Genomic DNA, 18,938 nt, shown 5'->3' on the forward strand with positions numbered 1-18,938 from the left:
TCGCGATATGACAACCCACCCAACGCACCAGTATTCCCTGTATCGCTCCTTGCTGGGAGGCTTGTTGCTGCTTTGCAGCCTGTTCGCCTCGCCTGCTTGGAGCACCGAGCACGTAGTGCGCATGCTCAATGCGGGTGCCGACGGATCCATGGTGTTTGAGCCCGCCTTCGTGTATGCACAGGTCGGCGACACAGTGCGCTTTGAGCCCACAAGCACTGGCCACTTCGTCCGCAGTCTGGCGGTCCCCGATGGTGCCAAGCCCTGGCTCAGCGAGCTTGATGTGCCATTTGTGGTGACGCTGTCGCACCAAGGTTTGTATTTCTACAACTGCCCACCCCACCTGATGATGGGGATGGTTGGGCTTATTCAGGTTGCAGAGGCAGTCAATCGCAGCACCGCCACCGCCGTCATGAAGTCCACGCAGGGACGCATATACAGCCATGCGGCCCGTGTTGACAGCTTGCTGGCACTCGTAAGGTGAGCCCGTGGCGCGGGCTCAGTCCTGCCGCCCGCGTGTTGGTGGCCAACGGGCTGGCGTTCAACCTGGGCTTTTACATGCTCATGCCCTACCTGGCGCAGCACCTGGGGGCGGACTTGGGGCTGGCGGGGTGGATCACCGGGCTGGTTATGGGCCTGCGCGTCTTCAGCCAGCAAGGCTTGTTTTTGCTGGGCGGCTGGCTCGGCGACCGCCTGGGTTACCGCAGGGCCATCGTCTGGGGCTGTTGTTTGCGCGGCCTGGGCTTTGTCTTGTTGGGTTGGGCCCAGGCGCTGCCGCTGCTGCTGCTGGCCGCCTTTCTGACCGGCTTTGCTGGCGCGCTGTTCACCCCGTGTGCCCAAGCCAGCCTGGCCGCCCAGTGCCCCGACCTGTCACAGCGCCGCTATGCCTTCACCCTGCACAACGTGGCCAGCGAAGTCGGCATGCTGCTCGGCCCCCTGATCGGGCTGGCGCTGCTGAACGTGGACTTCCGCCTGACCGGCTGTGTGGCCGGCGGGCTGTTCCTGCTGTTTGGTGCACTGCAATGGCGCTTGTTGCCCCCAGACCAAGGTGTGCCCAAGCCCCTCAGCCAGTTGGCATCCGGCACAGTGCACGCATCCCCCAAATCTCTATTCACCCAGTTGGCAGATCCCAGCCTGCTGCGCTTTGTCGGCTTCTGCGCCACCTACCAGGTGATGTTTCACCAGCTCTACCTGGCGGTGCCTGCCTATGTCCAAACACACGGCCTGGGCAGCAGCGCGCTTAGCGCCGTGTTCACGGTCAGCGCGGTGGTGGGCATTGCCTTGCAATGGCCCGTGAGCCGCTGGCTTGTGCCACGCCTGGGCGATGCTGCCGCGATGGGGAGTGGTTTGGCGCTCATGGGCGCGGCTTTTCTGTCGCCCCTGGTGCTGGCGGCCTGGCCGCAGGCAGCCATGCTCGTGCTCGCAACCCTGTTGTCGCTGGGTTCCATCTTGTGTTTTCCGCTGTTTGCCACCGTGTTGCCCCGCTATGCGCGGGACTGCCCACTGGGCACCTGTTATGGCTTCATGTCAAGCGTCGGGGGCTGTGCCGCGCTGGTGGGGCAGGCGGCCGTAGGTGCAGGCCTGGGCACCGCCCAGGCAACGCCCGCCAGCGGCGTCTGGCTGGCCCTGGCTGCCTGCGGCGTGGTAGGCGGGCTTGGACTCTGGCGTGTGACACGAACCCAAGGCACGCCCGACACCCGGTAGTCATCTCTCTGCATGACGCCACACCCGCCAACATCCAATGCGGCGTGTTGCCCATGGTCGAGATAGCACGGATACACCGTCTCAGCGCGTTAATATGCTATCAAAACAGAAGCTGCTCGCGCAATATCCATAAGGCCTGGAGGCCAATTTGATTCAAATTAACGTGACTGAAAAGTCTGGCCCATGCCATGGCCAGCCCAGTACGCTCAAGCCTCTGGCAGCTTGGCAATCACCTTGATCTCGAACTGAAAGCCGTAGAGCCAGGTCACGCCAATACCCGTCAGCGTGGGGTGCGGAGCAGGGCCCCAGAACTCATGGATCACCGGCCAGATGGTCTCCAGATGTTTCTCGGGGTCCACGATAAACACCGTGACGTCGATCACGTCATCAAAGGTGCAGCCCGCAGCAGCCAGGATGGCATTGAGGTTCTCAAACGCTAGGCGCACCTGCTTCGTCAAATCGGGTTCTGGTGAGCCATCCGGCTTGCTGCCCACCTGGCCTGACACAAACAAAAAACCATTCGATTGGATGGCGGGCGAGTAGCGGTTCTGCTCATAAAGCGCCTGGCGCCCGGCGGGAAAAACAACATGGCGGACTGACATGGAATACCTCGATGAATGGTGGGAGTGAAGACAAAAGCCAACTGGCTCGCCCTGAATTTAGGGCGCCATGCCCGCGGGATAAACCAGCAAGTCGCACAATCACTGTTTGCAGTTCCCAAACAATCGACGGGGTAAGGTGAGGCCGAGATGGACCGTTTTGATGCAATGCAAGCCTTTGTGCGTGTGGTGGAGACCGGCAGCTTTACCAAGGCTGCGCTCACCCTGCACATGAGCAAAACCACGGTGACCCAGCTGGTGCAGCAGCTGGAGGCACGGCTGCGCGTCAAGCTGCTCAACCGCACCACGCGGCAAGTCCACGTCACCGCCGATGGCGCGGCCTACTACGAGCGGGCGGTGCGCCTGCTGGTGGACCTGGACGATGCCGAGACCAGCCTGTCCAGCGCCACCGCTGCACCCCGGGGGCGGCTGCGTGTGGATGTTCCAAGTCCGCTGGCGCGCATGCTGTTGGTTCCCGCATTCCCAGAGTTCCACGCCCGTTATCCGGACCTGCAGATCGAGATGGGCGTGAGTGACCGCCTGGTCGACCTTATCGGTGACAACGTGGACTGCGTGATACGCGGTGGGGAAGTCACCCAACCCTCGCTCATCGCGCGCCATGTGGGCGACCTGCAGCTTGGCGTGTATGCGGCGCCCAGTTATCTGCAAAGGGTCAGCCAACCCCTGCACCCTTTGGACCTGGAAGCAGACCCGCACCGCATCGTCGGCTTTTTGTCGTCACGCACCGGCAAGCTCTTGCCCAGCACCCTGCGCCACGGCGATGCGCGCATCGAAGTCAAAGGCAAACACGCCCTGGCCGTTGACGATGGCAACGCCTACCTTGCCGCTGGCTTGGCGGGCGTGGGGGTGCTGTGGCTGCCGCATTACATGGCCAAGCCCCACCTGGCGCGTGGCGAACTCGTGCCCTTGTTCCAAGACTGGGCGTTAGACCCCATGCCCCTGTACTTGGCCTTCCATCCCAACCGCCATGTCAGCGTCAAGTTGCGCGTCTTTATCAACTGGGTTGTGGAGGTGATGGCAGAGCACGCGCCCATCGCAGCCGGAGCAAGCGATTGAATGAAGCATCCGTGTTTTCGTCAAATCCGCAGACATAATTGAACAAGAGATCTGCTATGCATTGAGTAGCTGCTCGCGCAATATCCACGGGCTCTAGAGGCCTCTTTGACATATATCCTGTGTACTGACTGCTGCAATGTCTTCCATGTCGCACCAAGCAAGCTATCCGCCCAACGCAGCCCGCCTGGGCCTGCTGGCCGCCTGCGGCGCGGGCTTTCTGTGGGGCACGGGCGCGCTCATCGTGAACGTGCTCATCGCGCGCCATGGTTTCACGCCAGAGAACATTTCTTTATGGCGTTTTCTGGTGGGGGCCATTGCATTGATGGCCGTGTTTGCGCGTCGCAACTTGTGGGCTGCGGTGCGGCCGCGCCTGGGCTTGGTGCTGGTGGCTGGCACCTGCATGGCCATGTATGTGCTGTGCTGGTTTTTGGGCATTGAGCGCATAGGCGCCTCCATTCCCACGCTGATTGCCCTGTGTTTGCCCCCGGTGCTCGTCACCCTGTGGGCGCTGATGAAGGGGCGGGAGCGCCTGGATGTGAGCTTGGTGCTGGCGCTTGTGGCGGCGCTGGGGGGAACGGTTTTGCTGGTGTTGCGCCATGGGGGCGCAGCCGGTGGCAGCGGCGCGATGGTGGCTGGCGTGGCGTTCTCTGTGGCATCGGCCGTGCTCTACGCCGGGTTTACCTTGGTCAGCGGGCGCTTGTCGCACGACCTAGGGGCAGGGCAGGCCGCAGCGTGCCTTACGCTGGTGGCAGCGGTGGTTATGGGCTTGACCGGATTCTTTCGGCCCTTGGTGTGGCCTGCCGACGTGCCGCCCCAAGCGTGGTTTCTCTACCTGGGTGTGGTCACCGCAGCGCTGGCCCTGCTGGCGTTTAGCTGGGGCGCTGCGCGCCTGAGCCCCACAGCGCTGACCGTGGCCACACTGGTAGAGCCGCTGACTGCCGTGGTGCTGGCCGCCTTGCTCTTGGGCGAATCGCTGGCGCCACTGCAATGGTTGGGTGGGGCGTTGCTGATCGGCAGCATCTGGGCACTGGGCAAGCGTTGCGCAAGTGCGCACGGATAGTCAGTTTGCTATCAAAATAGAAGCTGCTCGCGCAATATCCACGGGGTCTATAGGCCAATTTGACCCATAAACGCCACCGAAACACCTGCTGGGGCTACAGCGCGTTGGCCGAAGGATATTTGTCCAGCGGCGGGTAGTATCTGCGTGATATCTAAGGGAGGATTTTCGATGGCTGATACACCGAAGACTAACTGTGCCATTGCAGACAACTGGAGCTTTCAGACTGTGGCGCACGCCCTTTCGAAAGGACTCGAAATGGGCGAAGCCTCTTTAATCCGCATCGACCAAAAAACAAGTTCTCACGAGTTTTCAGATGTGCCAGCAGGAGCATTTGCCGTTGAGGCAGTCTTCGATTTGATAGCTGACATCGTGCTTCGAGAGCAAATATGGGTCGACGAAGCTTTCCGTACGTCATGGGAAGGTAAGCATCCGGGGCTGGATCAATTGGTGGCGAAAGGCGTGGTCGTGCCCTTTCGCTTCCTTGGTCAGCCGCAAGAGTTAGATGAGCCTCGGCGGTTTTATACGTCCAAGTTGTGTGTCACAGAGTCGCTAAAACAAGCACAGCGGGAAAATGAGGAAGGTTGGAGACGCGATAGGACAACTCCCCACCCGTATCTTTCCCAAATAGTTTGGGGTGGTGCCGGTATGCTTGCCCGCTCGCTTGTGTATCGACATGCGTACACGCCATTCCCCGCACGGCGTCACCTCATGATTGCTGCCGGTGTTGCCTGGGCACCTGACGCCGCCCGCAATTTGCGCGCCCTTGTCACTGAAAAGCAAGCGCGAATGAGTGTTTTAGAAGGCGCCGGCGCGCGCGTTACCCAGCTAAAGGTCAACGGTGCCGAGATTGCCGCACTTGCGATCCGCGAATCATCTACGCCCAAAGATTTGCTTGAGGTGGCTTTGCAGTTACGTGCTGAGTACGCCGAGCTCCGTGCGTGGATCACTGATTATCAAAGGGCACTTGAAGAGGATGACGCTCGGACACTCGGGAAGTGTGAAAGTCTTTTGCGATCTGTCTCATCCTTTGTGGATGCTCGGCTAGGTCGTAGTACATCGTCGGGGCCGACGTTCACCTTGGGCTGGGGGGTAATGCAAGCAGCGCTACAAGGAAATCCATTGGATTCGGTACTGAATCGATTCGGAGTACGAGCGCAAATAAACAAGTTGATGTTTCAGCAAGGATCGAAACAAGACTTAACGAAATTGCTTGCAATTTTTGGTCAACGCACCAGTAGCAATGGGCTCCAGATCGCGGAGTATTTTCAGGTCCGTTAATTGCTCTCTTCTAGAGTTAGATTTGTGTCTAAGCTGCTTGAAACGCTATAAAAAAAGAAGCTGCTCGCGCAATATCCACGGGCACTAGAGGCCAATTTGACTCATAAACGCCAGCGAAATGCCGGTGGAGCCTACAGCGCGTTGACCGAAGGCAGCAGGGCGGCCAGGTGCTTGCGCCCCAGTGGCGTGACCTCCAGCGCGCGCTCACCGTCATGGCGGCGCAGCCAGCCGTGTTGCAGGCAGTGCGCCAGCAGCGCCTTGGGTAGTTTGCCCGCCATGTGGTCGCGCCGCTCGGACCAATCCAGGCAGCGGTAGGCCAGGCGGGCGGAAGCGGAGGCTTTGTCCATGCCGTCCATCGCAAAGCCCATCGCATCCAGCCCAGCCTTGCCCTGCGCGGTAAGCAGGTAGCCATCGCCCGCCGGGGCCAGCCATTCCTTGGACAGCAGCTGCGAAAACATCTCCACGCCCAGTTGCCCCGCCAGGTGCCCGTAGCAGCAGCGGGCAAAGCGCAGCCGCTGGCGCGTGGGGTTGGCCCAGGCGGCGGTGTGGGTGCGGCGCTCGGCCATCAGCGCCAGCGCCTCCAGCGCGTGGGCTACCTCATCGTCAGCCAGCTTGTAGTAGCGGTGCCGCCCGCGCTGTTCGCACACCAGCAGCTCCGCCGCCATCAGCTTGCCCAGGTGCCCGCTGGCCGTAGCCGGCGAGACCGACGCAGCGCGCGCCAGCTCCCCCGCGCTGGCGTAGTCGCCCGCCAGCAGGTAGCTCAGCATGCGCGCCCGCGTGGCGTCGGCAATCACGGCGGCCAGGCTGGCCAGCCGGGGTTCAAACGGGGCGGGGGAGGGAGTTGTCATGCGGGTCAGGAGTGGGGCGCCAGCAGTGCCAAGTTGGAATCGTCCGGGGCCTCGCTGCGCTGCGTTTGAGTGTAGTCGCGCAGCACCTGCGCCACGCGGATGCGGTAGTCGGCAAACACCGCCGCGCGCCCCTCGGCCTGCCCGGAGCGGTGGTTGGCCTGGTTGCGCCATGCGCGCACGGCGGCTTCGTCGCGCCAGTAGCTCAAAGACAAATAGGTACCGGGCCGCGTCAGGCTTTGAAACCTCTCCACCGACTCAAAGCCGTCAATGGCCTGCAAATGCTCGCCCAGCATGGCCGCAATGTCAAAGTAGCGGGCCTCTTGCCCCGGCAGGGGCGTCACCTCAAACAGCACGGCGATCATGCGGCCTCCAGATAACCTGTGGGCGCTTGCAGGTAGCTGGCGGGCACCGGCTGGGGGAAGGTGCGCTCTTCCTTCAGGATGAACCGCTCGCGCTGCGCAAACGCAAAGTTGGCCTGTGCTTCGTCGTCCACACGCAGGCGCTGGCGGTAGTCCTCATACGCCGCCAGGCTGGGGAAGGAGAACAGCCCCCACGCCTCGTAGTTGCTGCCCTCGTGCGGCACAAAGTAGCCCAGCAAATGCCCACCAAGGCGGGGGATGATGCGGGCCCAGTTGTTGGCGTACGCCGTGAACTGGTCTTTCTGGAACGGGTCGATTTCGTAGCGGATGAAGCAGGTGATGGGCATGGGGACTTCTCTTGTGGTGGTGAGAGAAGTCTGGGGGACGAATCTTGGGGATGCTTTGGTCGATGGCGAATTGATTTGAGGATTTTTAACTAAGCGCTTGGGGCGTGAGCACTTTTGAATCGATTGCTTAACGTAATGTTTGAAGGGCATCTGCAATGGACACTTGAGTTGCGTACCACCGCTCGTGTGTGTGAAAGAATCTAAGTGAAATTACAGGGAGAGGCTGATGAGTGAAGAAATGAAATATGGTGCGCTGCTGATTGATACATCCATTTTTGACGGAAATGGACTTCGGCTTGAGAAGGGGCTACTCGGAAAACTCACGCAATTCAAAAGAAGTCCTGTCGCATTCCTAATGCCAGATGTCATATGTGGGGAAGTCAAAACTCATTTGGAGCAAAAAATTAGAGCTTCACGAAGTGCGCTAGAAAAATCCATAAATGAGGCTGGAGATCATTTGTTTTTCGACGGAAATACCTTGAATGATGCGAAAGCTATGCTGCTGGATAGCAAAGAAATTGAGGGCTTAGCTGATTCAAGGTTGGAGGACTTTCTCGAAAAAACGGGCGCTTTGAAGTTGGAGTGTGCTGATCATCTGAACATATCGAGTTTGCTGGATCAGTACTTCTCTAACAAAGCACCATTTTCAGAATCCGGAAAGAAGAAGAATGAATTTCCCGATGCAATCACTTTGATGGCAGTTGAAAAATGGGCGGAAAAAAATGAAAAATTAGTTTTGGCAATAGCCCAAGACTCAGACTGGAGTAGGTATTGCGAACAGTCTGAACGTCTAAAGTGCATCACCGAGCTATCTGATGGTTTGGCGCTCTTCAACAAGGCAAATGCACCATACGCTTTCATTTCTAGACTAGAAGCAGATTTGGATAGCGGCAAAGCTCAGAATTTCATAGATGAAGTTGCATCCCATTTGACTGCAATTCTTGAAGGGTTTACTCCCGATCAAGATGCCGAGTCGTATCTCTATTGGGAGCCGGAGGGGAGCAACGGCTGGTTCAATAGTTTTTACTTCACTTCCAATGAGTTCAAAATAATTGAGAGTGGAGATGATTATGTTGTTCTTCAGGCCATGGCCGCGATAACGGTTAAGGCCGAAGGAGAGTTCTCACTGTCAGTTCACGATTCGATAGATGGTGACTATGTACACATCGATTCCGTTACAGCTGAGGTCGAAAGAGAGTTTGAGTCTGCGTTACTCATAACTATTGAGGGTAATCTTGATGTGCCAATTGAAACCTTGGACATAGAAGACGTCGAGATCGTTACACCCTTGAAGCGCATTCACTTCGGAACTTTAGAACCAGATTTTGATGGCGAAGAATAGTATGCATTCCGATGCTGCTTACGTGACGATGAAATCCGCTCAAACCATCGAAGCCCGATGCGCCCCAAACCCCGCCATCGCGCCATCCGCCACGGCCAGCGTCACATTCCCCGCCGCCCGCGCAGCATCCCCGCACGCAAACACATTGGGCACGCTGGTGGCCTTGCCTTCGTCTACCTTGATGAACACGCCCATGGGGCCGTCTTCCAGCGCGCAGCCCAGTTGCTCGGCCACGGGGCTGGCCAGCAGCGTACGCGGCTGGGTGAACAGGCCGTTCAGGATGATGGTGCGGCCGTCTCGCAGCACTACGTCGGCGTGGCCGTCTATGCGCGCAATGGGCGTGGCCTCGATCTGCGTGCCACGGCGCGCGATGGCGGCCAGGTCTTCGTCGCTGGGTGTGTAGGCGCCGTTCAAAAAGAGCGTGGGGCTGCCCCAGTCCGGCAGCATGATCGCGTGGTGCAGCGCCAGCGGTGACGCGGCGATGATGCCGATGGGGCCGGCGTTCATCTCGTAGCCGTGGCAATACGGGCAGTGGAAGATGCTGCGGCCCCAGCGCTCGGCCAGGCCGGGCACGGGCGGCAGCTCGTCGCGCACGCCGGTGGCGAGGATGAGCCGGTGGGCGCTGATGGCCTCCGTGCCAACGCGAAATTCAAGCCTGCCATCGCTGGCCACGCGCGCGTCTTGTGCGGTGCCGTGTTTCCATTCCACGTTGGGGTAGTTCATGAGCTGCTCGCGGGCGTCGGCGGCTATCTCGGCGGGCGGACGGCCGTCTTGCGTCAGGAAGCCGTGCGATGTTTCGCCTGCGGCATCTACAAAGCGGTTGCGGCGCTGGCCGGCGTCTACCACCAGCACATTGCGGCGCGCACGGGCCAGTTGCAGGGCGGCGGACAGGCCGGCGTAGCTGCCGCCGATGACGGCAAAGTCGATGTGCTTCACGATTTGTGTTCCTTCAGATGGTGGTGGCTGGTATGGCTTGTGTGGCCAGATGCCCTGTGCTGCGCCATGCGGCGGTGAAAGTCGGCCGACAGCGTGGCCAAGGTGACGGCTCCAAAACGTTTGAGCAGCAGGGCCTCGGCCTCTTGGGCGGCGCCGGCCAGTGCGTCGTTCACCGCCTGGGCCACCAGGCAGGTGGGCCGGTCTTCTCTAAAACCCAGCGACACCAGCGGCGGTGCGCCCAGCGCCTGGTACACATCGCCCAGGGTGATGCGGTCCATGTCGCACGCCAGCACCCAGCCGCCGCCGTGGCCCTTGGCGGACACCACAAACCCGGCGTCGCGCAGGCCGCCCATCAGGCGGCGCAGCACCACGGGGTTGGTCTGCATGGCGGCGGCCAGCGCCTCGGAGGTGGCTGGGCCATCGCCCTCGGCCATGTGCAGCAGCACGTGCAAGACGTCAGACAGTTGGCTGTTTTGTTTCATGTAACTAATGTAGTTGCATGATGAAAACCTGTGGCGTGCTAGGGCTTTAGTGGGAGTTGGAGGGCGTTGGTCGAGCGAGGTCGGGCAGCCGTTGGCGCCGTTCGATAATAGGCAGACCCCTTAGCCAGCCACCCTGGAGCCCGCCGTGTCCCTTGCCATGTTGAAAACCCTGTATGCCCAAAAGACTTGGGCCAATGCCGAGCTCTACGACTGCATGGCCACGGTGGACTCGACCCAGCACGCCGAGCCGCTGCACACGGCCATCCGCATGCTGAACCACATTTATGTGGTGGACCGCATTTTTCGGGCGCACCTGCTTGGTGAGCCGCACGGCTACACCCAGAGCAATACGGTAGAGACGCCCGAACTGGGCGAGCTGCACTTTGCCGCTGCCGAGACGGACCTGTGGTTCGAGGCCTACCTGGCCGGGCTGAATGAGGCCGCATTGGCAGACAGCCTGGCCTTCCAGTTCACCGATGGCGACGCCGGGCGCATGACGCGCGAGGAGATGCTGTTCCATGTGCTCACCCACGGGGCCTACCACCGTGGCAACGTGGGGCAGATTCTGAAATCCATCGCCGTCACGCCGCCGCGCGATCTGCTCACCAAGTTTTTGCACCAGCGTGAGCCTGCCAGACGGCAGGGCTGAGGCGCCTTTCCTTATTGCTACACGAGACACCACATGCCTGCTACCACCCCTTATGTTTCCAACAGTGCCACCTCTGAAGCCCAAGCCTGGGAAGCACTCAAAGCCCTGGGCGACGCCGCACTGGCGCAGGGCGGCTTGCAGGCCGTGCTGCAGATGTTTGTGGGCACCCTCACCGGCGCCGAAGAAGTGGCCCGCGTGAGCGAAGAGGCCGGCCACCCCGACACCATGACGCCCGAGGTGATTGCGCAGTGGATTTACACCGACTACGCGCCGGGCATGCAGCAGGCGCTGGCGCAGGGCGGGGCGGCGTAGGACGGGGAGTCGGCACCATGCGTGACTACACCTTGCCAGATTCCACCGTGAGCGACTACGCGCGCCAAGGCGCCGTAGTGCTGCGCGGTGTGCTTAAGCCCGCGGAGGTGGCCCAGCTGGAGCGGGGCATTGAATACAACCTGGCCCACCTGAGCCCGCTGGCGCAGGTGGCCAGCCAGGCCGATGACCCGGGCAAGTTTGTGGAAGACTTTTGCACCTGGCAGCACAACCCTGACTACGCGCACCTGATGCAACACAGTGCCTTGCCCCGCGTTGCGGCGCAGCTGATGCAGAGCGAGACGGTGCGTATCTACCACGACCACTTGCTGGTGAAAGAGCCGGGCACGCGCCAGCCCACGCCCTGGCACCAGGACCAGCCCTACTACAACGTGGCAGGCCGGCAGAACGTGAGCTTCTGGATACCGGTGGACCCGGTGCCGCTGGAGAGCACGCTGCGGTTTGTGGCCGGCTCCCACGCGGGAACCTGGTACATGCCGCGCACCTTTCGCGATCTGCAGGCCAAGTGGTTTCCCGAAGGCGCGCTGGCCGAGCTGCCGCAGATTGACGCGAATCCCGACCAGTTTGAACAGCTGGGCTGGGCGCTGCAGCCGGGCGATGCGGTGGCCTTCCATATGCTCACGCTGCACGCCAGCAGTGGCGTGGGGCCGGGCACGCGGCGGCGGGTGTTCTCGGCCCGCTACCTGGGCGATGACGCACGCCACGCGGTGCGCAGCTGGCGCACCTCGCCGCCGTTTGCGGGCCTGGCGGACCGACTGCCCGATGGCGCGGTGATGGATGACGCGATGTTTCCCTTGCTGAACTGGCGCTAGGCCGCATGGAGCTGCTGCCGCATTTGCGCTTGCTGCGCGCCTTGGCGGCCGTGGCTCAGGCGGGCAGCAGCCAGCGCGCGGCCACGCTCTTGCATGTGGCGCAGTCCTCCGTCGTCCGTGCGGTGCAGCAGCTCGAAGCTGCACTGGGCAGCCCCTTGTTTGAGCGCGTGGGGCGCGGCATGCAGCCCACGGGGCGGGGCCGCCAGCTGGCGTTGCGGGCCACGCGGGCCTTGCAGTTGCTGGCCGATGCCGACCGGCACCGCACACGCAGTGCGGCTGCCGCCTGGCACCACAGTCCGTTGGCACTGGGTGTGGCGGCGCGGCATTTGCAGGTGCTGCAGGCGCTGGTGGATACGGGCAGCGAAGGGCGTGCCGCGCTGCAACTGGGCGTGAGTCAGCCTGCCGTGCACCAGAGCCTGCAGCAGCTGGAGCACATGGTGGCGGCGCCGCTGTTTATTCGCGCACGCAGTGGTTTGCGTCTGGACGAGGCGGGCGAAGGCCTGCTGCTCGCCAACAAGCTGGCCCAGGCCGAGCTACGCCAGGCGGTGGACGAATGGCCCGAACCGGGCGCGGCCCTGCAAGGGCGGCTGGTGGTGGGGACATTGCCGTTTTCCACCACCATGCTGCTGGCCCCGGCGGTGGAGCAGCTGCTGGCGCAGCAGCCGCATGTGCAACTGGTGCTGATTGACGGCACCTTTGATGCACTGGTGGCGCAGCTGCGCCATGCGGAGCTGGACTGCATTGTGGGCGCGCTGCGCAGTGCACCACCCGCGCCCGACCTGAGTCAGGAGCTGCTGTTTGAAGACCGCCTGGCTGTGGTAGCGCGTGCAGGCCACCCGCTGGCCCAGCGCCGCCGCCTGGGCTGGACGGCGCTGCGCGCGGCGCAGTGGGTCATGCCCATGCCCAACACCCCGGCTGAAAAGGCATTTGCACAAATGCTGCATGCTGCCGGTTTGCCTGCACCGACCGCACAGGTGCGGGCCAACAGCGCATTGATGATGCTGGCCATGCTGCAGGACAGCGACCGTCTGGCCCTGATGTCGCCACGCCAGGTGGCGCGCGAAATAGCAGCGGGCTTGCTGGTGGAGCTGCCCTTGCCAGTGCAGCATGCGCAGCGGCAGATTGGCGCCTTGTGGCGCAGCAGCTACCTGCCCACACCGGCTGCCGCGCAGTGGCAGGGTATCTTGCGGCAGGTGGGTGGGGCGCTAGGGTCGGGTCAGGTGCCATAAGCAGATTGCATAGGTCAGCAAGTCTTTGCATTGGACGCGCTGCGGCCGCGCTTGCACACTGGTGCCGGACACAAATAACCGGAGACACACCCATGCAAAAACGCACCTTCATCCGCACCGCCGCAGTCACCGCGCTGGCCGCCAGCCTCAGCATGGCCTGGGCGCAAGACAACACGTTCAAGATCGGCCTGCTGCTGCCTCTGACTGGCCCCTTTGCCAGCACCGGCAAGCAGCTGGAGAGCGCAGCGCGCCTCTACATCGCCCAGAACGGCGACACCGTGGGTGGCAAAAAAGTGCAGCTGATTGTGAAAGACGACACCGGCGTGGCTGACGTGAGCAAGCGCCTGGCGCAGGAGCTGGTGGTGAACGAAAAAGTGAATGTGCTGGCCGGGTTTGGCCTCACGCCTCTCGCCATGGCCAGTGCCACCATTGCCACCCAGTCCAAAACGCCGATGGTGGTGATGGCGGCGGCCACCTCCAGCATCACCGAGGCCTCGCCCTACATCGTGCGCAGCAGTTTCACGGTGCCGCAGGTGGTGACCATCCTGGCGGACTGGGCGGTCAAGAACGACATTCGCAAGGTGGTGACCTTGGTGACCGACTACGCACCGGGCGTGGATTCCGAGACCTGGTTCAACCAGCGTTTTGTGGCGCAGGGCGGGGTGGTGGTGGAGTCGCTGCGGGTGCCACTGCGCAGCCCGGACTTTGCGCCGTTCTTGCAGAAGGTGCGCGATGCCAAACCCGACGCGCTGTTTACCTTTGTGCCCGCCGGTGTGGGCACGGCGCTGATGAAGCAGTTTGCAGAGCGCGGCATGGACAAGGCGGGCATTCGCGTGATTGCCGAGGGCAGCGTGACAGACGATGACATTCTGGACGGCATGGGAGATGTGGCGCTGGGCGTGGTGACGGCGCACCATTACTCGGCTGCACACAACTCGGCACTCAACAAAAAGTTTGTGGAAGCCTTTGGCAAGGCCAACAGCGGCCTGCGCCCCAACTTCATGGCGGTGGGCGCCTATGACGGCATGCGTGTGATCTATGAGGCGGCCAAGGCCACACAGGGCGGCACGGGCGATGCGCTGCTGGCCGCCATGAAAGGCCAGAGCTTTGAGAGCCCGCGCGGCCCGCTCACCATCGACCCACAGACGCGCGACGTGGTGCACAACATCTATGTGCGCAGGGTAGAGAAAGTGGGTGGTCAGCTCTGGAACACCGAAGTGCAAACCTTCACCGCAGTGAAGGACCCGGCCAAGGCGGGCAAGTGAAGATGGGTGTGCAGACTCTCGTTTTACTGCCCGGCCTGATGTGTGACGCCGGGGTGTGGGAGCCGTTGTTGGCCCACCTGCCCGCGGGCACTATGCCGTGGGTGGCCGACTACGGCATGGCCAATAGCCTGGGCGCCATGGCGCGTGGGGTGCTGCAGAGCGCACCCGCGGAGCGGTTTGCCGTGGCCGGCCATTCCATGGGCGGGCGCGTTGCCATGGAACTGCTGCGCCAGGCACCCCAGCGCGTGACCGGCGTAGCGCTGATGGACACGGGCCACCTGCCGCGCGCAGCGGGTGAGGCCGGTGCACAAGAGGCTGCCAAACGCCATGCATTGCTGGAAGTGGCGCGCAACCAGGGCGTACGTGCCATGGCCCAAACCTGGGTGCAGGGCATGGTGCACCCCGACCGGTTGCAGGATGCGGCGCTGATAGAAGCCGTGGTGGCCATGTTTGCGCGCAAAAGCGCCGATGTGTTTGCCGCGCAAATTGAAGCGCTGCTGGCGCGGCTCGATGCCAGCGATGTGTTGCGCGCGCTGGCCGTGCCCACGCTGCTGCAGTGCGGCGCGCAAGACAGCTGGTCGCCCCCGGCGCAGCATGCCGACATGCAGGCGCTGGCGCCGCACGCGGTGCTGGATGTGATTGGCCACGCCGGCCACATGGCACCGATGGAGCGGGCGGCAGATGTGGCTGCCAGCCTGACGCGCTGGTTGGCCAAGACGGCAGCATGAGCACGCTGGAGGTATTGGCTGCCGAAGCCGCATGCCGCGCGCTGGTGCTGCAAGGCGCTGACGCGGTGGACCGTGGGGATGCACAAGGTTTTGCCGCGCTGTTTGTGCCCGAAGGCACGCTGGTGCGGCCGGACGGCAGTGTGTTGCAAGGCCGTGCGGCCATCGCCCAGACCTACGCCAGCCGCGACCCCGACCGCCTGACCCTGCACCTGGTGTGCAACCAGCAGGTGAGTGTGGACCTGCAGGCCGGCACGGCGCAAGCCCGCAGCAAAGTGTTGTTATGGACCGGCCGCCACAGCAGCCCTTCCACCCCACAGGGACGCTTGGCCGACGCGACCAGCCAGGTGGGCGAGTTTGTGGACCTGCTGGAGCACACCCCCGAGGGCTGGCGCATCCGCAGCCGCCGGGCGCTTTTCATGTTGTACCGCCAGGGTGGGTGAAGCCTGCGACTTGTTCGCGTCAGAACTCGGTAACGACGGTCACGCCCGCCACCTCGAACTTGTCCATGTTCATCAGTGCGGCTATGGACTGCTGCAGGTTGATCTTCTTACCCACCAGCTTTTCAGGGGCCAGCTTGCCGGTGCGCACCATGTCCAGCATGGCGCCGTAGCGGTGGGCCTGCATGCCGTGGCTGCCCAGAATCTCCAGCTCATGGGCAATGACCTTGGCCATGGGGATGGCAGGCGTGCTGTTCTCGGCCAGCATCAGCCCCACCTGCACATGCTTGCCGCGCCGGCGCAAATTGCTGATGGAGTTGAAGCAGGTCGTGGGGTGGCCCAGCGCGTCCAGCGACACATGGGCACCGCCCTGGGTGATCTCCATCACCGCTTCGACCACGTTGGCCACTTGGGTGGCGTTGACCGTGGCCACCGCACCCATGGCGCGCGCCATCGCGAGCTTGTCTTCCGAGATGTCGATGGCCACCACATTGGCGCCCACCGCGTGGGCAATCATGATGGCCGACAGGCCTACGCCGCCACAGCCGTGCACCGCCACCCATTGGCCTGCTGAGGTCTTGCCCTGATCGACCACCGCGCGGAAGGACGTCACAAAGCGGCAGCCCAGGCTGGCGGCAGTGGCAAAGTCCAGGCTCTCGGGCAGGGCCACAAGGTTCAGATCCGCCTTGTGGATGGACACATATTGCGCGAACGAACCCCAGTGCGTGAAGCCGGGTTGGAATTGCTTTTCGCACACCTGCTGGTTGCCGGAGTGGCACTCCGGGCAGCTGCCGCAGCCGCCCACAAAGGGCACGGTGACGCGGTCGCCCACCTTCCAACGGGTGACGTCTTTGCCCACGGCCTCCACCGTGCCAGCCAACTCGTGGCCGGGCACATGGGGCAACACGATGTCGGTGTCATGCCCCACCCAGCCATGCCAGTCGCTGCGGCACACGCCCGTGGCCTGCACCTTCACCACCACGCCATGCGTCTCGGGCGTCGGGTCCGGCACGGTTTGCAGGCGGGGTGGGGCGGAGAAGGCTTCGTAGACGACGGCTTGCATGGGAGGTCCTTGTGGGGGCGTTGAGATAACTCACATGCTATCAAATGAATAGCTGCTCGCGCACATTCGGTGGGCGCTAGCAGTCAATTTCGCTTGTAATCGCCTACAGCGCTGTGCGCAGCGTCCAGATCTCGGGGAACAACACCACGTCCAGCATCTTGCGCAGGTAGCTCACGCCGCCGGTGCCACCGGTGCCGCGTTTGAAGCCGATGACGCGCTCCACGGTGGTGACATGGCGGAAGCGCCAGAGGCGGAAGGCGTCTTCCAGGTCGGTCAGTTCCTCGGCCAGTTGGTACAGGTCCCAGTGTGCCTTGGGGTCGCGGTAGACCTGCAGCCAGGCGGCCTCGACTTCGGGGCTGGCCGCGTAGGGCTGGGTCCAGTCGCGCGCCAAGTGGCTGGCGGGCACTGCAATGCCGCGGCGGGCCATGAGCTTGAGGGCTTCGTCGTACAGCGAGGGCGCCTCGTATGCGGCCTGCACCAGTGCCAGGCGCTCGGGCGCATGGGCGTGGGGCTTGAGCATGGCGGCGTTTTTGTTGCCCAACGAGAACTCGATGCAGCGGTACTGAAAGCTCTGGAACCCGCTGCTCTGGCCCAGGTAGGGCCGCATGGCGGTGTATTCGGGCGGCGTCATGGTGGCCAGCACGTCCCAGGCGTGGACCAGTTGCTCCATGATTTTGCTCACACGCGCCAACATCTTGAAGGCCGGTGGCAGGTCGTCCTGGGCGATGTGGCGCATGGCGGCAGTGAGCTCATGCAGCATGAGCTTCATCCACAGCTCGCTGGTCTGGTGCTGGATGATGAAGAGCAGCTCGTCGTGCGTGGGCGACAAGGTGTGCTGCGCCGACAGGATGGTGTCGATCTGCAGGTAGTCGCCATAGCTCATGGTCTTGCTGAAGTCGAGCTGGGCTTTTTCTTCGGCGACGATGGACTCGCCGGCGGAGGTGGCCGAAGCGCCGTGCATGGGGCAGCCAGAAGTGGTGTTGTTCATGTCAGGTCACCGCATGTTTCTGGTTGAACTCGGGGCGCTTCCATTCTTCGGTTTCCAGCACCTGGCGCAGATGTTCCACGGCATTCCAGACATCCTCAAAGCCAATGTACAGCGGCGTAAAGCCAAAGCGCAGTATGTCCTTGTGCTTGCCGCCATCGCCGGCGCGGTAGTCGCCGATGACGCCGCGTGCGATGAGGGCCTGCACGATGGCAAACGCACCTTCATCCCGGGTGAGGCAGACCTGTGAGCCGCGCTGCGCATGGTCACGCGGCGTGGCCAGGCCCAGGCCGTGTCCAGCGCAGCGCTCTTCGACCAATTGAATAAACAGGTCGGTCAGTGCCAATGACTTGGCACGCAGGGCTTCCATGCCACCGAGCTTCTCTGCTGCTTCAAAGCCTTCCAGGCCACAGCCCAGCAGCGACATGCTGACGATGGGTTGGGTGCCGCAGAGGTAACGCGTGATGCCGGGGGCGGGCTGGTAGTCTGGCGTGAAGGCAAAGGGAGCCGCATGGCCCCACCAGCCGGATAGCGGCTGCCAGAAGCGGTCGGCATGTTTGGGGTGTACCCACACAAAGGCCGGCGCGCCGGGGCCGCCGTTCAGGTACTTGTAGCCGCAGCCCACCGAGAAGTCGGCGCCCGAGGCCTTGAGCGTGACCGGCACGGCGCCCGCGCTGTGCGCCAGATCCCAAATCATCAAAGCGCCAGCGGCGTGGGCGGCGGCGGTCACGGCGGGCATGTCGTGCATGGCGCCGGTGCGGTAGTTCACGTGGGTGAGCATCAGCACCGCCACGTCGGCAGTCAGTGCGGCAGCAATCTCTTCTGGTTCCACCAGTTTGAGGGTGTAGCCGCGCTCTTTGCACAGGCCTTCGGCGATGTAGAGGTCGGTGGGGAAGTTGCTGCGCTCGCTCACGATGAGCTTGCGCTGCGGCGCGTCTTGCGCAGCAATGGACATGGCTGCGGACAGGACCTTGAACAGGTTGATGGATGTGCTGTCGGTAGCCACCACTTCATCCGCATCCGCTCCGATCAGCGGGGCGATACGGTTGCCCAGGCGCTGCGGCAGGCTGAACCAGCCGGCCGTGTTCCACGAGCGGATCAGACCCTGGCCCCATTCCTGGGTGACGACTTCAGCGGCACGTGCGGCGGCGGTTTTGGGCATCACGCCCAGCGAGTTGCCGTCGAGGTAGATCACGCCTTTGGGAATATCGAACAGGTCGCGCAGCGGGCGCAGGGTGTCGGCCGCATCACGGGCGCGGCAGTCGTTCAGGGTGAGGGGAGTGGTCATGGTGTCTCAACGTGGGTGGTTTTGCGAAATTATGTGTTGAGGGCTTTGAAAGGTTGATATCTAATCTTCAATATTCAGAAAATGGACTAAGTTAGTCTTTGAAGATCGTTTGGAGAAAAATTT

General features: G+C 62.5%; 22 protein-coding genes. 13 read left to right on the top strand and 9 right to left on the bottom strand.

Going from position 1 to position 18,938, the window contains the following annotated elements; translation table 11 throughout:
* Nucleotides 1-7: 7 nt before the first annotated feature.
* A complete protein-coding gene (locus tag CHU94_RS07205) occupies nt 8-481 on the top strand; it encodes a plastocyanin/azurin family copper-binding protein (RefSeq protein WP_094478243.1) in 474 nt (157 codons plus the stop codon).
* Nucleotides 478-1,701, top strand: a complete 1,224-nt coding sequence (locus tag CHU94_RS07210; RefSeq protein WP_217901288.1) for an MFS transporter — start codon at nt 478-480, stop codon at nt 1,699-1,701. Before CHU94_RS07205 ends, CHU94_RS07210 begins: the two co-directional genes overlap by 4 nt.
* Nucleotides 1,702-1,907: 206 nt before the next feature.
* Here CHU94_RS07210 and CHU94_RS07215 read toward each other — a convergent pair whose 3' ends face one another.
* Nucleotides 1,908-2,303: a RidA family protein gene (locus tag CHU94_RS07215; protein WP_094478245.1), complete on the bottom strand. Its 396-nt coding sequence runs from the start codon at nt 2,301-2,303 to the stop codon at nt 1,908-1,910.
* A 147-nt stretch (nt 2,304-2,450) separates the two neighbouring features.
* Between CHU94_RS07215 and CHU94_RS07220 the strand changes: the two genes are divergently transcribed.
* The 3 genes from CHU94_RS07220 (at nt 2,451) to CHU94_RS07230 (ending at nt 5,715) form a co-directional block, all read left to right on the top strand.
* A complete protein-coding gene (locus CHU94_RS07220; RefSeq protein WP_094478247.1) occupies nt 2,451-3,377 on the top strand; it encodes a LysR family transcriptional regulator in 927 nt (308 codons plus the stop codon).
* Nucleotides 3,378-3,522: 145 nt separating this feature from the next.
* Entirely contained in the window at nt 3,523-4,437 is a 915-nt protein-coding gene (locus CHU94_RS07225; protein ID WP_217901289.1) for a DMT family transporter, read from the top strand.
* A gap of 168 nt (nt 4,438-4,605) precedes the next feature.
* Nucleotides 4,606-5,715 (top strand): hypothetical protein, encoded by a 1,110-nt coding sequence (locus tag CHU94_RS07230; RefSeq protein ID WP_094478251.1) that lies wholly within the window; start codon nt 4,606-4,608, stop codon nt 5,713-5,715.
* Between the two features lie 131 nt (nt 5,716-5,846).
* Here CHU94_RS07230 and CHU94_RS07235 read toward each other — a convergent pair whose 3' ends face one another.
* From CHU94_RS07235 to CHU94_RS07245, 3 genes are read right to left on the bottom strand one after another with little or no spacing between them, the layout of a single operon-like run.
* Entirely contained in the window at nt 5,847-6,563 is a 717-nt protein-coding gene (locus CHU94_RS07235) for a helix-turn-helix transcriptional regulator (protein WP_255033878.1), read from the bottom strand.
* 5 nt (nt 6,564-6,568) lie between these two features.
* Complete coding sequence (locus CHU94_RS07240) at nt 6,569-6,925, bottom strand: antibiotic biosynthesis monooxygenase (RefSeq protein WP_094478253.1); 357 nt, start codon at nt 6,923-6,925, stop codon at nt 6,569-6,571.
* A complete protein-coding gene (locus CHU94_RS07245) occupies nt 6,922-7,269 on the bottom strand; it encodes an NIPSNAP family protein (RefSeq protein WP_094478255.1) in 348 nt (115 codons plus the stop codon). Before CHU94_RS07245 ends, CHU94_RS07240 begins: the two co-directional genes overlap by 4 nt.
* A gap of 226 nt (nt 7,270-7,495) precedes the next feature.
* Here CHU94_RS07245 and CHU94_RS07250 point away from each other — a divergent pair, with 226 nt between their 5' ends.
* The gene (locus tag CHU94_RS07250) at nt 7,496-8,611 is read left to right on the top strand and encodes a PIN domain-containing protein (RefSeq protein WP_094478258.1); all 1,116 of its coding nucleotides are present in this window, start codon (nt 7,496-7,498) and stop codon (nt 8,609-8,611) included.
* 39 nt (nt 8,612-8,650) lie between these two features.
* On the opposite strand, the gene CHU94_RS07255 is transcribed toward CHU94_RS07250, so the two are convergent.
* A complete protein-coding gene (locus CHU94_RS07255) occupies nt 8,651-9,547 on the bottom strand; it encodes an NAD(P)/FAD-dependent oxidoreductase (RefSeq protein WP_094478260.1) in 897 nt (298 codons plus the stop codon).
* Nucleotides 9,544-10,029, bottom strand: a complete 486-nt coding sequence (locus tag CHU94_RS07260) for an Rrf2 family transcriptional regulator (RefSeq protein WP_094478262.1) — start codon at nt 10,027-10,029, stop codon at nt 9,544-9,546. Before CHU94_RS07260 ends, CHU94_RS07255 begins: the two co-directional genes overlap by 4 nt.
* 157 nt (nt 10,030-10,186) lie before the next feature.
* On the opposite strand from CHU94_RS07260, the gene CHU94_RS07265 reads away from it, so the two are divergent.
* From CHU94_RS07265 to CHU94_RS07295, 7 genes are all read left to right on the top strand, one after another.
* The gene (locus CHU94_RS07265; protein WP_255033879.1) at nt 10,187-10,678 is read left to right on the top strand and encodes a DinB family protein; all 492 of its coding nucleotides are present in this window, start codon (nt 10,187-10,189) and stop codon (nt 10,676-10,678) included.
* Between the two features lie 33 nt (nt 10,679-10,711).
* On the top strand, nt 10,712-10,990 hold the full coding sequence (locus CHU94_RS07270; RefSeq protein WP_094478266.1) for a hypothetical protein: 279 nt from the start codon (nt 10,712-10,714) through the stop codon (nt 10,988-10,990).
* 17 nt (nt 10,991-11,007) lie between these two features.
* Entirely contained in the window at nt 11,008-11,820 is an 813-nt protein-coding gene (locus tag CHU94_RS07275; protein WP_094478268.1) for a phytanoyl-CoA dioxygenase family protein, read from the top strand.
* A gap of 5 nt (nt 11,821-11,825) precedes the next feature.
* The gene (locus tag CHU94_RS07280; RefSeq protein ID WP_094478270.1) at nt 11,826-13,049 is read left to right on the top strand and encodes a LysR family transcriptional regulator; all 1,224 of its coding nucleotides are present in this window, start codon (nt 11,826-11,828) and stop codon (nt 13,047-13,049) included.
* Nucleotides 13,050-13,141: 92 nt separating this feature from the next.
* Nucleotides 13,142-14,314 carry an ABC transporter substrate-binding protein gene (locus tag CHU94_RS07285; RefSeq protein WP_094478272.1) on the top strand — a complete coding sequence of 391 codons (1,173 nt, stop codon included), beginning with the start codon at nt 13,142-13,144 and terminating at the stop codon, nt 14,312-14,314.
* A gap of 2 nt (nt 14,315-14,316) precedes the next feature.
* Nucleotides 14,317-15,042, top strand: a complete 726-nt coding sequence (locus CHU94_RS07290; protein WP_094479296.1) for an alpha/beta fold hydrolase — start codon at nt 14,317-14,319, stop codon at nt 15,040-15,042.
* On the top strand, nt 15,039-15,482 hold the full coding sequence (locus tag CHU94_RS07295; protein ID WP_094478274.1) for a nuclear transport factor 2 family protein: 444 nt from the start codon (nt 15,039-15,041) through the stop codon (nt 15,480-15,482). The genes CHU94_RS07290 and CHU94_RS07295 overlap by 4 nt, the downstream gene beginning before the upstream one ends.
* A gap of 19 nt (nt 15,483-15,501) precedes the next feature.
* Here CHU94_RS07295 and CHU94_RS07300 read toward each other — a convergent pair whose 3' ends face one another.
* From CHU94_RS07300 to kynU, 3 genes are all read right to left on the bottom strand, one after another.
* Nucleotides 15,502-16,542 (bottom strand): zinc-dependent alcohol dehydrogenase family protein, encoded by a 1,041-nt coding sequence (locus CHU94_RS07300; protein WP_094478276.1) that lies wholly within the window; start codon nt 16,540-16,542, stop codon nt 15,502-15,504.
* A gap of 103 nt (nt 16,543-16,645) precedes the next feature.
* Nucleotides 16,646-17,530 (bottom strand): tryptophan 2,3-dioxygenase, encoded by an 885-nt coding sequence (gene kynA / locus CHU94_RS07305; RefSeq protein ID WP_094478278.1) that lies wholly within the window; start codon nt 17,528-17,530, stop codon nt 16,646-16,648.
* A 1-nt stretch (nt 17,531) separates the two neighbouring features.
* Entirely contained in the window at nt 17,532-18,815 is a 1,284-nt protein-coding gene (gene kynU, locus CHU94_RS07310; protein ID WP_094478280.1) for a kynureninase, read from the bottom strand.
* Nucleotides 18,816-18,938: the final 123 nt, after the last annotated feature.

Source organism: Rhodoferax sp. TH121 (assembly GCF_002251855.1).
Taxonomy (GTDB): Bacteria; Pseudomonadota; Gammaproteobacteria; order Burkholderiales; family Burkholderiaceae_C; genus Allorhodoferax.

Coding starts and splice junctions, on each gene's coding strand:
- CHU94_RS07230 (WP_094478251.1), top strand. CDS start 4,606: ATGGCTGATACACCGAAGACTAACTGTGCCATTGCAGACAACTGGAGC.
- CHU94_RS07285 (WP_094478272.1), top strand. CDS start 13,142: ATGCAAAAACGCACCTTCATCCGCACCGCCGCAGTCACCGCGCTGGCC.
- CHU94_RS07225 (WP_217901289.1), top strand. CDS start 3,523: ATGTCGCACCAAGCAAGCTATCCGCCCAACGCAGCCCGCCTGGGCCTG.
- CHU94_RS07220 (WP_094478247.1), top strand. CDS start 2,451: ATGGACCGTTTTGATGCAATGCAAGCCTTTGTGCGTGTGGTGGAGACC.
- CHU94_RS07300 (WP_094478276.1), bottom strand. CDS start 16,542: ATGCAAGCCGTCGTCTACGAAGCCTTCTCCGCCCCACCCCGCCTGCAA.
- CHU94_RS07240 (WP_094478253.1), bottom strand. CDS start 6,925: ATGATCGCCGTGCTGTTTGAGGTGACGCCCCTGCCGGGGCAAGAGGCC.
- CHU94_RS07235 (WP_255033878.1), bottom strand. CDS start 6,563: ATGACAACTCCCTCCCCCGCCCCGTTTGAACCCCGGCTGGCCAGCCTG.
- CHU94_RS07290 (WP_094479296.1), top strand. CDS start 14,317: ATGGGTGTGCAGACTCTCGTTTTACTGCCCGGCCTGATGTGTGACGCC.
- CHU94_RS07260 (WP_094478262.1), bottom strand. CDS start 10,029: ATGAAACAAAACAGCCAACTGTCTGACGTCTTGCACGTGCTGCTGCAC.
- kynA (WP_094478278.1), bottom strand. CDS start 17,530: ATGAACAACACCACTTCTGGCTGCCCCATGCACGGCGCTTCGGCCACC.
- CHU94_RS07280 (WP_094478270.1), top strand. CDS start 11,826: ATGGAGCTGCTGCCGCATTTGCGCTTGCTGCGCGCCTTGGCGGCCGTG.
- CHU94_RS07245 (WP_094478255.1), bottom strand. CDS start 7,269: ATGCCCATCACCTGCTTCATCCGCTACGAAATCGACCCGTTCCAGAAA.
- CHU94_RS07275 (WP_094478268.1), top strand. CDS start 11,008: ATGCGTGACTACACCTTGCCAGATTCCACCGTGAGCGACTACGCGCGC.
- CHU94_RS07295 (WP_094478274.1), top strand. CDS start 15,039: ATGAGCACGCTGGAGGTATTGGCTGCCGAAGCCGCATGCCGCGCGCTG.
- CHU94_RS07215 (WP_094478245.1), bottom strand. CDS start 2,303: ATGTCAGTCCGCCATGTTGTTTTTCCCGCCGGGCGCCAGGCGCTTTAT.
- CHU94_RS07205 (WP_094478243.1), top strand. CDS start 8: ATGACAACCCACCCAACGCACCAGTATTCCCTGTATCGCTCCTTGCTG.
- kynU (WP_094478280.1), bottom strand. CDS start 18,815: ATGACCACTCCCCTCACCCTGAACGACTGCCGCGCCCGTGATGCGGCC.
- CHU94_RS07250 (WP_094478258.1), top strand. CDS start 7,496: ATGAGTGAAGAAATGAAATATGGTGCGCTGCTGATTGATACATCCATT.
- CHU94_RS07265 (WP_255033879.1), top strand. CDS start 10,187: ATGTTGAAAACCCTGTATGCCCAAAAGACTTGGGCCAATGCCGAGCTC.
- CHU94_RS07270 (WP_094478266.1), top strand. CDS start 10,712: ATGCCTGCTACCACCCCTTATGTTTCCAACAGTGCCACCTCTGAAGCC.